The organism is Amycolatopsis sp. WAC 04169, from assembly GCF_003947535.1.
GTDB classification, from domain to species: domain Bacteria; phylum Actinomycetota; class Actinomycetes; order Mycobacteriales; family Pseudonocardiaceae; genus Amycolatopsis; species Amycolatopsis keratiniphila.
Window position 1 is genome coordinate 505,386 of record NZ_QHJI01000004.1, and the last position, 11,434, is coordinate 516,819.

Annotated in this window: 15 protein-coding genes; 8 read left to right on the forward strand and 7 right to left on the reverse strand. The window is 68.4% G+C overall.

The features are described from left to right. Window positions 1-62: 62 nt before the first annotated feature. The 4 genes from DMC61_RS41395 to DMC61_RS11355 all read left to right on the forward strand — a co-directional run bounded on the left by DMC61_RS41395 (window position 63) and on the right by DMC61_RS11355 (window position 2,708). Entirely contained in the window at window positions 63-218 is a 156-nt protein-coding gene (locus DMC61_RS41395) for a hypothetical protein (RefSeq protein ID WP_162836892.1), read from the forward strand. Between the two features lie 103 nt (window positions 219-321). Further along, window positions 322-831 carry a hypothetical protein gene (locus DMC61_RS11345; RefSeq protein WP_125689067.1) on the forward strand — a complete coding sequence of 170 codons (510 nt, stop codon included), beginning with the start codon at window positions 322-324 and terminating at the stop codon, window positions 829-831. Window positions 832-1,240: 409 nt separating this feature from the next. Beyond that, complete coding sequence (locus tag DMC61_RS11350; protein ID WP_233594772.1) at window positions 1,241-1,996, forward strand: L,D-transpeptidase; 756 nt, start codon at window positions 1,241-1,243, stop codon at window positions 1,994-1,996. Window positions 1,997-2,021: 25 nt separating this feature from the next. After that, complete coding sequence (locus DMC61_RS11355; RefSeq protein ID WP_125689069.1) at window positions 2,022-2,708, forward strand: choice-of-anchor P family protein; 687 nt, start codon at window positions 2,022-2,024, stop codon at window positions 2,706-2,708. 31 nt (window positions 2,709-2,739) lie between these two features. Here DMC61_RS11355 and DMC61_RS41135 read toward each other — a convergent pair whose 3' ends face one another. Beyond that, window positions 2,740-4,398 (reverse strand): hypothetical protein, encoded by a 1,659-nt coding sequence (locus tag DMC61_RS41135; protein ID WP_158634088.1) that lies wholly within the window; start codon window positions 4,396-4,398, stop codon window positions 2,740-2,742. 216 nt (window positions 4,399-4,614) lie between these two features. Here DMC61_RS41135 and DMC61_RS11365 point away from each other — a divergent pair, with 216 nt between their 5' ends. Both DMC61_RS11365 and DMC61_RS11370 read left to right on the forward strand, forming a co-directional pair. Continuing rightward, on the forward strand, window positions 4,615-4,959 hold the full coding sequence (locus tag DMC61_RS11365) for a hypothetical protein (RefSeq protein WP_199749955.1): 345 nt from the start codon (window positions 4,615-4,617) through the stop codon (window positions 4,957-4,959). Between the two features lie 59 nt (window positions 4,960-5,018). Next, complete coding sequence (locus DMC61_RS11370; protein ID WP_233594773.1) at window positions 5,019-5,660, forward strand: hemerythrin domain-containing protein; 642 nt, start codon at window positions 5,019-5,021, stop codon at window positions 5,658-5,660. A 95-nt stretch (window positions 5,661-5,755) separates the two neighbouring features. Here DMC61_RS11370 and DMC61_RS11375 read toward each other — a convergent pair whose 3' ends face one another. The 4 genes from DMC61_RS11375 to DMC61_RS11390 all read right to left on the reverse strand — a co-directional run bounded on the left by DMC61_RS11375 (window position 5,756) and on the right by DMC61_RS11390 (window position 8,400). Then, window positions 5,756-6,034: a hypothetical protein gene (locus tag DMC61_RS11375; RefSeq protein WP_233594774.1), complete on the reverse strand. Its 279-nt coding sequence runs from the start codon at window positions 6,032-6,034 to the stop codon at window positions 5,756-5,758. Between the two features lie 2 nt (window positions 6,035-6,036). Further along, window positions 6,037-6,915, reverse strand: a complete 879-nt coding sequence (locus tag DMC61_RS11380; protein WP_125689073.1) for a sucrase ferredoxin — start codon at window positions 6,913-6,915, stop codon at window positions 6,037-6,039. Then, complete coding sequence (locus DMC61_RS11385; protein WP_233594775.1) at window positions 6,912-8,123, reverse strand: cupin domain-containing protein; 1,212 nt, start codon at window positions 8,121-8,123, stop codon at window positions 6,912-6,914. Before DMC61_RS11385 ends, DMC61_RS11380 begins: the two co-directional genes overlap by 4 nt. A gap of 67 nt (window positions 8,124-8,190) precedes the next feature. Beyond that, window positions 8,191-8,400 (reverse strand): hypothetical protein, encoded by a 210-nt coding sequence (locus tag DMC61_RS11390; protein ID WP_125689075.1) that lies wholly within the window; start codon window positions 8,398-8,400, stop codon window positions 8,191-8,193. Window positions 8,401-8,695: 295 nt separating this feature from the next. Between DMC61_RS11390 and DMC61_RS11395 the strand changes: the two genes are divergently transcribed. Further along, a complete protein-coding gene (locus DMC61_RS11395; RefSeq protein WP_125689077.1) occupies window positions 8,696-9,088 on the forward strand; it encodes an STAS domain-containing protein in 393 nt (130 codons plus the stop codon). A gap of 117 nt (window positions 9,089-9,205) precedes the next feature. On the opposite strand, the gene DMC61_RS11400 is transcribed toward DMC61_RS11395, so the two are convergent. After that, window positions 9,206-9,934: an SDR family oxidoreductase gene (locus DMC61_RS11400; RefSeq protein ID WP_125689079.1), complete on the reverse strand. Its 729-nt coding sequence runs from the start codon at window positions 9,932-9,934 to the stop codon at window positions 9,206-9,208. Between the two features lie 144 nt (window positions 9,935-10,078). On the opposite strand from DMC61_RS11400, the gene DMC61_RS11405 reads away from it, so the two are divergent. After that, window positions 10,079-10,468 carry a helix-turn-helix domain-containing protein gene (locus DMC61_RS11405; protein ID WP_125689081.1) on the forward strand — a complete coding sequence of 130 codons (390 nt, stop codon included), beginning with the start codon at window positions 10,079-10,081 and terminating at the stop codon, window positions 10,466-10,468. A gap of 24 nt (window positions 10,469-10,492) precedes the next feature. On the opposite strand, the gene DMC61_RS11410 is transcribed toward DMC61_RS11405, so the two are convergent. Beyond that, window positions 10,493-11,413, reverse strand: a complete 921-nt coding sequence (locus DMC61_RS11410) for a methylenetetrahydrofolate reductase (protein WP_125689083.1) — start codon at window positions 11,411-11,413, stop codon at window positions 10,493-10,495. Window positions 11,414-11,434: the final 21 nt, after the last annotated feature.

Consider the following 11,434-nt stretch of genomic DNA (forward strand, 5'->3'; position numbering starts at 1 on the left):
CTACCAGCCAGTCCCCATCGTGGCGGCGGTTCGTTTCGGCCGCTCCAGGAAAGTGAGTCACCATGATCGTGCTCGGAGTCATCATTCTCGTGATCGGCCTGATCGTCGACATTCCCGTGTTGACCACCATCGGCGCCGTCGTCGCCGTCGTGGGCGTTGTTCTCGCGATCCTCGGCAGCACGGGACGCAAGGTGGGCGGCCGCGCCCACTGGTTCTGAGCCACTCGTCCGAACCGACGGCCCCGGTCCACGTTTCACCCGGACCGGGGCCACGTTCTTCCCTCTCGACACTTTCTTCTCCACCGCACCTGCGAGGACCACGATGCCTGAGCCGACCACGCCGGAACCCCTCCCGGCCGAACTACGGGCACTGGCCGCCGAGGCCGACGCCCTCGCCGAGCGGACCGCGGAAATGGCCGCTCGGCTGGAGGCCACGGACGACGGGCACCTGAAACGGCTCGCGCAGCCGATGAACAAAGCCACCGACGATCTGGCCGGCTACACCGGCGAGATCGCCAGGACCGCCGAGTCCCTGGCCCGTGTCCGGGTCTCCCGCGATCCCCATCTGTGCGACGTGCCCTGGGGAGTCTGCCCTGTCCACGGCGTCACCTTGCACTCGCTCGGAGACCGGGCCTGGTGCACCGCGACGGGCTGTGACAACTCCTGGGATTACGACCGGCTGCACACCCCCTGCACGGAACCGGCCGCGGCGATCGCCACCGATCGCGACGGGGTGACCGGCTCGCTCTGCTCGGCCCACGCGTCGGACGCCGCGCGGCGACTGGACGGATGCAGCATCGAATATCTCGATCACCGCATGACGAACGGCTGACCGATCCCGTTCCGCGGGAAGCCCGATCGCACTTCGTCGGCCGACGGGTCTGGTGGTGACCACGGCGGGTGATCAACGCGCGGCGATTCATCACCTCTGTTCCGGGGAACGATTCCGAGCACATACTCTGAGTAGACTCGCGTTCTCGTTACCGGTTTTTCTCCGTTTTCCCCGATCGTGTGAATTCACCGAACACCTACGACCTGGGAGAACACGGCAAAGCCGCAGGCAGATCTCTCCGTGCGCGCATGGTGATCATTGATTAACACATCGCGCCGATGTTAGGAATGTTCTCCACGGAAGCGAATTCCGTTGTGGAACACTCTGCCCAAGGACAAGGCACTCGATGACCAACCTGCAGACCTTCAGCGGTCGTGCGCGCCCTCGTATGGTTTTCCTTCTCCTCCCCTTGACAGTGGTCGCCTTGCTGACCGGCTGCGGAACGAAAGGCGGCAACGGTGCCGCCGACGGTTCCATGACCACGCCGGCGGTGGAGCCCGCGGCCGCCGCCGCACTCCCGGAGGCGAACACCTTCGGCGAACTGGCCTCCGCGCCCGCGGACCCGTCCCCCACCGCCCCGACCGGCGGCGAAGTACTGCATCCCAAAGAGGACGCGGTCGTCTTCCGCACCCCCGGTGGTGAGCCGATCGCCCGCCTCCCCCGAACCCAGATCGGATCGCCGACCTGGGTCCCGGTGATCGCCCGGAAGGGCGACTGGGCGCAGGTCCTGTTGCCCACGAGGCCCAACGGAGCGACCGGCTGGCTGCACGCCACCCCGGATGCGATGGAATCGGCACAGAACGATTTCCGCGTCACCGTGGATCTCGCGGGTTTCCGGCTGGAAATCCATGAAGCGGGCAAGCCTGCCGGCTCGTGGACCATCGGCACCGGGAAGCCGGAACACCCCACGCCGACCGGCCGCGCGTTCATTCTCGCGTCGATCCAGGAAAGCGTGAACACCTACAGCCCGATCGTGCTGCCGCTGAGCAGCCATTCCGCTTCACACGAAACCTTCGGTGGCGGTCCCGGCACCGTCGGCCTGCACACCTGGCCGGACAACAGCTTCGTCGGCAAAGCCACCAGCGACGGCTGCATCCGCGTCACCCGCGAGGCGTTGAACCGCCTCGTCGAACTGCCGCTCGGCACCATCGTCCAGATCACCTGACACCCGATCACGGAGGTATTTTCCCTTGTTCCCACGCACTACGAGCGCGCTCGCCGGTACGGCGGTGGCGCTCCTGACCTTCACCGCCACTCCCGCCCAGGCCGCACCGGCCGACTCCGCGTTCGCCGTCGCCGCGTCCGGGCTGGTCACGATTCCCCGTACCCCGGCCGTATCCGGGACCGGCAAGGAATCTCTCGTGTCAGCGGGTTTGCCGACTCCCGGCCCCTCACTGCTCACCGCGAAAGCCTTGACCGCCGAGGTGAGACCCGGCCGAGCCGAGTCCGCTGTCACCGGCCTCGCACTCAACCTCGGCCTGCTACCCGCCACGCTCCCGCTACCCGGGCTGAGCGCTGAAGCGATCAGGGCGGAATGCCGCGACGGCAAAGGTTCGGTGTCGATCGCGAAGCTGAAGGCCGGCGGCAAGGTCCTCGATCTCGACCGGGTGCCGCCGAACACCACCGTCCCGGTGGCCCAACTGATCGAACTCGTGGTGAACAAGCAGACCAAGAACAACGACGGCACCCTCACCGTGACCGCGGTATCGGCGAGGCTGCTCGGCCGGACCCAGACCGTGGACATCGCGTCGGCCACCTGTGCCAAGGCAGGCACTTCGCCGGAACCGACGACCAAGCCCGCCGCCGACAAACCCCAGCCCAGCGGCAAAGCGCCCAAACCCACCCCGGTTCCCGCGCACCTGGACGTCACCGGCTGACCTCAGCAGCCGGCCGAGTAGTGGCACGCGGTCACCAGCAAAGTGCCAGTGTCTGCCTCCGTTCCCGGACGGCCAGCGCGACCGAGGCCGCGGCCAGCCCGCTCATGACCACCGTCGCGGCCGCCAGCCGCCGGAGCCGCCACGCGGATCGGTCCGCCTGGGCCGTCTCTTCTTCGCGGGCCTGGATGCTCGCGTTGAGGAACTGGTGTTCCCGGAGGGTCAGTCTCGTCGATCCGGCCAACGTGATCGCTTCGTCGAGCTGGCTGCCCCGGTAGAGCGGCGCCGGGTCGCGGTTCGCGCGTTCCCACACCCCGGCGGCCTCGGTCAGCCGCCGGTGCAGGTACAGGCGGCCGCGACCGGTGGACAGCCAGTTCCGCAGCCGCGGCCACTCGCGGATGAGCGCGTCGTGCGCGAACTCCAGCCCGTCGGCGTCGGCGGTCACGAGCCGGGCGTCGACCAGCCGGGCGACCACCGGGGCGGCGGCCGGGTCGAGTTCGTGCGCGGGGACGCGCCGCCGGGTGTCGTGACCATCGAATCCCAGCGTGGTCAGCCGGAGGAACACGTCCCGTGCTTGCCGCTGCCCGATTTGGTCGAACTCGCCGAAGACCTTCTCGGCCGTGTCGGCCAGGGCACGCGTTATCCCGCCGGACGCCTGGTACGCCGCGAGGGTGAGCGTGGCGCCGTGAGGGCGTCGCCAGGTCCGGCGCATCGCCTGGGAGACGAGCGGGAGAACACCGTGCCCGCCCGCCGTCTCGGCCATGATCGTGGCGACCAGCGCGCCTTCCAGCTGGTGTCCGGTGGCGATCGCCGGGCGGATGATCGCCGAGCGCAGCTGCTCTGCGGTCATCGGCCCGGTGTCGACCCGGTTCCCGGGGCGCAGCGCCGCGGCGAGCGCCGGGTACCTGTCGCAGTGTCCGATGAAGTCCGAACGCACACCCACCACGAGCCGGGTCCGGCTGTCCGGTTCCTGGACGGCGTGCAGGAGCACCGCGACGAAGGCGTCACGCTCCTCCACAGTCCGGCAGCGGGTGAAGACCTCTTCGAACTGATCGACGACGAGCAGCAGTTCCGCGTCCGCGTGCCGCCGCGCCAGGAGCTGACGGACACGCAGATGCAGTCCCGCCGGATCCGCCGTCAGCTCCCCGTGCAGCCGGACCGCCGATCCGCCGCTCACCGCGGCCAGCTGGATCGCGCTTTCCCGGAGCGGATGCGGTCCGGGAGTGAGCCGCACGATCGTCCGATCCCGGCCGGATCTCCGGACGGCCGCGATCAGCCCGGCCTCCAGCAAGGAGGACTTGCCGGATCCCGATGCGCCGGAAACCGCGAGCAGTCGCCGTTCGGTGACTTGGCGCGACAATTCTTCGACGAGGTGCTCGCGGCCGAAGAAATAGCCTGCCTGATGCGCCCCGAATGCGGCGAGACCCGGATAGGGGATCTCTTCGTCGATTTCCTCGGGCTCCGGGGCACGGTTCATCGCGGTGATCGCGTACCAGCGCTCCTCCCACTCGGCGAGGTCGCCTTGACAGGCCCGGACATAGGCCAGGGTCACCGCCAGAGTCGGCAGTTTCCGGCCGCCCGCCGCGTCGGACAAGGTGCTCGCCGCGTAGTGGGCCCGCTTGCTCAATTCGCGATACGGCGGGCTTCCGGCGTTCTCGCGTAATCGTCGTAGATCCCCCGCGAACTGTGACAACGAATCTTCGTCCGTAACAAATGGACGTTCATACCGTGGCATCAGCCACCCCCCAGGTGTCTGCTTTTCTCCATTGTCCGGAAGTTTGTCGTTCGTTGTCCACTCCCCGGCACAGAACGCTCCCGGCGCACTAGACAGGTGACTGCGGGAGCCGCGCCTTACGCGGCGCTCGTGCTCGAAAACCGGAAACGATCACCGGAGGGGAAAATGGATAACGTGACGATCCGCAGAATCGCGGTGGCGGCGGGGGCCGTGGCGCTGACCGGGGGTGTCCTGCTGGCAGGCGCCGGCTCGGCGTCCGCCGACACCAAGGGGAAGCATCACTCGGCGATCGGCGGGGAGGTCGGCACCAGCCACGTGGCCAGGTGGACGACCACCTACTACGACGGCGTCGCGTGGAACGCCACCGTGTTCGTGGACTACGGCCGCAGCGGTGCCTGGACCAAGTGCTCGGACGGCCACGAAACCTACGGACCGTTGGTGGGACCGGGCACCTGGCTGTGGGGCGGCGACTGCTACAACCACGGCAGCATCGTCGACTACGGCTGGTACGACGGCTGACAGTGATCTGGACGGCGGCCCGTTCCCTTGTCGTGGGGCGGGCCGCCGTCGTCCTGAGCATGATGCGGATGATCACCTCGGCAGCACTCCCGACGGCGGCGGCCGTGCTTCGAGTTGCCGGACGGCCGCTGCCCGGGAATTGTCGGTATATGACTGCCGTGACGATTCCCCGTCCAGTTGCTGGTGACGTCGTGGACCTCATCCTGGACGACCACCGCCTGTTCGAACAGCTCCTCCGTGACCTGCGGGACGCGACCGCGGACCGTGAAGGTGCCCGAGCCGCGTTGTCGGCGGCACTGATCGCGCATGGTGAAGCCGAAGAACAGGATGTCTACCCCGCCCTGCGGCGCAAGGACGCCATCGACAAGCACGAGCAGGAACACGGCGAGGAAGAACACGCCGAGGGCAACCAGGCGCTGTTGGACCTGCTGGAATGCAAAGGCACCGACACACAGAAATTCGACGACGCGGTCGAGAAGCTGGCCGAGGCGCTCATGCACCATATCGGTGAGGAAGAGCAGACGATCCTCAACCCCGCGCGCACCGAAGTGAGCGAAAAGGTCCGCCAAGACCTGGGCACGGCGTGGGCCACACGCCGCAACGCGCTGCTCGATCAGGACTGCGGTTCGATCGAGTTCGTCAAGAAGGTGGTGGCCCGAGCCGAGAAGTCGGGCCTGCTTTCCTCCGACGACGACAAGTGAACGCCCCGAATCGACGATGCCGCTTGCGCTGAGCGCGAGCGGGCGTCGGCGAGGTGGCGCAGGGCGGCGATCCGGACAGGCTGTGCGCCAGGGCGCTACCCCGATTCGTGCCGTCTCCTCTTGCGCCGAGCGATCAGTGGAACCGCGAGGACACTCAGGACGATCACGACCAGAATCGTGACACCGAGGACGTTCGCCGGAACCAGAGGCTTGATCACGAACATGACGACCAGCGTCCAGCCCGCCAGAGTGACGATCTCGACGACGAAAGATCGCCATTTCCGGTCGGTCGACGAGCGCACGAGCAAGCCCACGACGACCATCACGGCGCCGATCGCGCCCCACCACCACTGATCCCCCATACGGTCACCCACGGTCAGTACCGGAAATCCAGCAGTTCGAACACCCGTATCGTCCGCACGGGCCCGGTCGCGCACGTGAGCCGTCGGCCTGCCGGGATCCGGCCTTCGCGCAGACGCACGATGCAGTCGGGTTCGGCGAAGACCACCTGCCAGTCGGTATCACCGGTTCGTGTGGTCTTCGTCAGCCGGAGATCGTCGATGCCGACGACGCCGGTGGCGGCGCGGGCGTGATGGTGAGCCGCTTGGACGACCGGTGGGTGCGAGGAACGGCCACGCAGGAATCGGCCGTCGACGACCCCGTCGAGGTACCGCCGGAAAAGACCGCTCGCGTCGGCCGGGCGCAGGCCGCCGAAGGTGAAACCGTGTGGCAGCAACACCATCGAGGGAGCGAACCGGCAGCCGCCGAGATGGCTGCATTCCCAAGTGGACTCGGGGAACTCCGCGGCCAGCGTGGTCGCGAGCGAACGGCCGCGTACCGCGCAGCAGGTGTCGTGTCTGCCGTGGACGCATACGAGCGCGAGGGGTTCCGGCCACACGCGTCCCTCGGCGAAGGTACTGCGGGTGAGTTCCGCGGCGTCGCTGAATTCCCCGGTGCGGATCTGCTCGTGGCCGGGGCGGGCATCGACGCGGAACCAGCGGAACGGCCGATCGCGGACGGACGGGCGCCGAGCGACACGGCGCACCAGAGCGATCCGGCCGTTGACCCGCGCCGCCCACGAACCGAGCGGGGCGACCGCGCCCGGATCCATCCCGGATTCCCTGAGCGCGAAGCGGCCCCAGGGGCCCGGATGCTCGACCAAGAGCCAGTGCTCCGCGGGCGGGGCCGTTCCCTCCCTGGGATCGCCCGCGGCTTCGGCCAGGTCCGCGCACCGTTGCGCCGGTGTCGCGATCATGCGGTCGCGGCCATCAGCACGCCCTCCCGGAGCAGGCGGCGCACGAGCACGAACTGATCGCTTCGATCCATTCCCGGGATCTCCCCCAGCCGCCACACCCTTCCGTCCAGTAGCGCCTTCAAAGCGGTCGAGGTGGCTGCCGGCAACGAAAGGTGACGATCCGGGAGTTCGAGAACGACCCTGCCGTCCACTGTGCCGCCGATGCGGAAATGCAAGCCGTCGCGACGCCGCACGGCATCCCCGTCGCCGAGGCCCAGCACGAACCTGGCCGTGGCGACCGGTGCCAGCGGTTCCGGACGATTCCCTTGCCACACCTTGTCCCGGACCTGCCGGGCGAGGGCGTCACCGGGCACCGCCCGCAGCGCGGCGATCAGAATTTCCCGGACGGACTCGACATGCGCTTCCAGCCGGTCCGGGTCGCCGACGTCCATCCCGAGCGGGAGCGACGCGCGCAGCCCTTCCTCGGAACCGACGAGCGCGGTGAACGCCTCCACCAAAGCGAACGCGGTGATCACGTGGACGCCGACGGTCAGATGCGCGGAAACGTCACCGAGCGCCGTCGCCGAATGGAGCCAGCCGCGGGGCAGATACATCATGTCGCCCGGTTCGAGGACTTCGTCGATCACCGGAGCATCGTCACGGGCCCGCGCGGCGACGGCATCGGCGTGCTCGCTCCACGGCTGATCACGCAGCGGCGACGGGTGGACGGGCGCGTGCACCTTCCATCGTTTGCGGCCGGCCAGCTGGAGCACGAAAACGTCGTGCACGTCGTAATGCGCCGAGAAGCCTTGCGACGACGGCGGGGTGACGTAGGCGTTTACCTGCGCGGGATGGCCGAGCTCGTCGGCCAGGCGCGTGGTGAAGTCGATGACGGCCGGCCAGATGCGGTGCAGTCCCTGGAGGACGATGGTGCTGCCGTCGGCGAAAAGAGCGGCGACCCGGTCGTCGCGGACCTGGTCGCCGATCTCCGCACCCACACCGCCCCCGCCGGTGAACGAGCGGGAATCGACCACCGCGCCGTCGCGAGCCAGCCGTAGGAACGGCGTCCGCAGCCCGCGGCGGGAAAGGATTTCGTCGACGCCGTCCAGATCGAGCAGATCACCGAAGTCGCCGCCGGTTCGCCGCAACAACGGTTTCCGGCCCCAATGCCGGGCGGCGAACTCCTCGATGTCGGAACCGACCAGGCGCGATAGGACAGTGTTCGACACGCGGCCGTCCACCGGCACCGGGAGGCTTTCGCGCCCTTGCCCGGTGTCGGTGGACGGCTCGCTCAGATCAGCTCGCGCCACTGTCCGCGCCGCCGTCGGCTCCGCCGTCGTGCTGGCCGGGGATGCCTTCGCCGGCGCCGGAATCGGCAGGCCCTTCGGCGCCACCGTCCGCTCCACCGTCGTGCTCGCCGGAAGTCCCCTGGCCCGCCCCGGCGTCGGCCGGTCCTTCCTTGTCCTCACCCGAGGTGGTGGAGATGTCGTCGTCGTTCAGGCTCATGTCGATTCCCTTTCCCATGATCCGGATGAATCAGTGGCCGGTTACCCCGGTTCCGCCCGGTACACACCTGCGGAGATTCACGACTTATCCCACGCTCTGCGGGAGCGTCCCCACCGGCGTACGGTGAATGCACGTGTGGTTCAAACCGCAGCTTCGCGTGTCCGGTGACCTTGCCCGGCTCCGCACCGTCCGGCCAGAGCCGGGTGCGTCCGGCGACGTGCTTCCGTGGGCGCCTTCGCTGCTGCTGTGAGGGACTCGCCTCGGAGCGCGCATCCCGCTTCCCGAGGAGACCTCCATGTCATCGCCGCACCGAAGCACACCCGCGCCCGTACTGGAGCACGAGCACACCGCCGATCTGCTGATCCTCACCATCACCGGCGAATTGGACGCGACCACGGCCCCGTTGCTGCGACGGCATCTGGACGGGAACCTTCCCGATCGCACGGTGATCGACCTGTCCCGGGTGACCTTCCTCGGCGTGGCGGGACTTCAGGTGCTGGAGGCCTGCGCCACCCGGGCCGCCCGTGAGCGCCGCCGGCTGGCGCTGGTCACCAGTTCGCCGACGGACCTCAGGATCCTGCGGCTCTTCGACCTCGACGTGCGGGTGCCGGTCTACCCGCGTCTGTCGGACGCGATCCGGGAGGTCGCCTCACAACGGCCTGTCGACGACGCGGGACATGCCTCGTAGCACCGCTCCCGCGGTCCGGCCGCTGTCCACGCGGAGATCACGGACGGAAGACAGTCCCAGCCAGTCGATGCGGGTCGGACCACGGCGAGTCCGTCGAACGACATGACGTGGAGCGGCCTAGCCCGCCGTTGATGCGCCGGCCCTACCGGGATCGCCGATTCCTCCGGCGACGAGGGCGCGGAACGCATCGAGGTCACCGATGACCTCTTCGGCGCTGTCTCGCTGCCTGTACAGCTCGTAGTAGCGGGCACCGATCACGTCGGGGTCGGCCACCACGTCACCGGGAATGACGCCGGACGCGATCGTCACCGTAGCCACGTGGATGCCCTGGGGCCGTAGTTCGGTGTGCAGGGCGTGCGCCCAGTTACGCAAACCGGCCATGGCCAGGCCCACGTTGGCCAGGAACGGTGCGGGGATCGTCGAGGAAACGCCGGTGGTCAGCAGGAGCGTCCCGTCGCCACGGGCACGCATATCCGGCAACACCTGTCCCACGGCCGTCACCGCACCCAGCACGTGCAACTCGAACTGCTCGGTGGCGGAGCCGGCCGTGGTCTGCGCGGCGTGGGTGATCGCGCCGGTCGGGCTGGGGCTGAACTCCAGCACGTCGACCGGCCCCAGCGCCTGCCTGGCCGCGGCGAGGGCACCGATCAGCGCGTCACGATCACGGATGTCGGCGGGAAACGCCCCGGCGGTCACGCCGAGTTCGGCCAGCTCGCCGACCAGACCATCGAGCACGTCCTCGTTCCGGGCGATCAGCCCGACCCGGAAACCCTGACGGCCGAAGCTCCGGGCCACGCCCATCCCCAGCCCCGGGCCGGCACCGACGATGACAAGGGTCTTCGCCACCTCGACTCCTTTCCCACCACCCCGGCCAGGACGAGTTCCTCGGCCGCCGGCGGTTACTCTTTGTTCGTAGAGCCATGGTTTGTCACAAAGCCCGCCGCCGGCAAGACGGCACATTCATGTCGGTGACGCACACGGAGGTAACCCTTGGCAACTCACGGAAACCCGGAACCGGACGACGAGGCGTGCCGTCAGGTGCTGCAGATCCTCGCCCTCATCGGCGACAAGTGGACGATCCAGGTCATCGGGCGGCTCGGCGACCGGACCTTGCGCTTCAGCGAGCTACACCGCGCGATCACCGGCATCTCCCAGCGCATGCTCACCCTGACCCTGCGGCAACTCGAACGCGACGGCCTGGTGACCCGCACCGTGCACCCCAGCGTTCCCCCGCGCGTCGACTACACCCTCACCGCACTCGGCACCACGCTGCTGGACGCGGCCGTGGCCCTCGGCGAATGGGCCACCACCCACCGGCACGAGATCACCGACAACCGACGCCGCTACGACACCACCCACCCACCGCGAACGCAGTCCTGATCCCCGGCGCGCCGCGGCCGGGGTTCAGCCCTTGATCTCCGCCCGAAGTCGTTCGGCGAGCCGTACGGACGCCTCGATCTCTTCTCGCCTGATCGACACGCTTTCGACGTTGATGCCGAACGGGACGCCCAGGCCGCGGCAGTAGGTCATCAGTTCCGTGGCCGCCGCGAGGGCCAGCTGATACGACGCTTCGAGGGTGTCGGCCGCGTGCTTGAGATCGTTTTCTATCCACCGCGGCACATCGACGCCCAGCCACCGCAGGAAGTCGAGTGTCTTCAACGATCCGCAGACCGAGAAGGTGAAGACGATCGGCACGGGCGCTCGTCCGCGCGCGACGCATTCGTAGTGATAGTCGGAGACGAGGTTCTTCGCCGCGTTGACGTCGTAGACCACCTGGGTCACGAAGAACCGGCAACCGGCGTCCTGTTTCGCCAGCAGCCGGTGATGTTCGTCGTCCCGGCGGCTGTGCCGTTCCGGAATCGCGACGCCGCCGAGTGACAGGCCGGGATTGGCCTCACGCCGCAGTGCTTGGGCATCCGCGAGTGACGTCATGGTGTCGATCTTGCTGGACGACGCGCCGACGAGAACCGTCATCACGCGCGCCGGATCCTGGGCCGCCAGCCAGGTCCGCAGTTCCGACGGCGCGTATTTCCCGACCGCCCGATAGACGATGACGGGGGTCTGCCAGCTCGTGAAGTTGTCCGCGAGATAGTTCGCGGGGTCGAGGGTCGGCACGAACGGGAACGGGCGCCGCGCGGGGTTCCGGGCCGCTTCGTCATCGATGTCGTAGAGGATCAGGCCGTCGAGGTTCAACGGGCGCAAGCGGGCCATGGTGGCGTCGGCGATCTGTTGGACGCGCTCGTGAGCGGTGGCCAGGCGCGGTGGGGTCAGAGCGAACAGCAGGAATTCACCCGCGGCGCGGTCGATGCGGCGCACAAGGTCCATGGGGGAACCGTAACCGAAGCG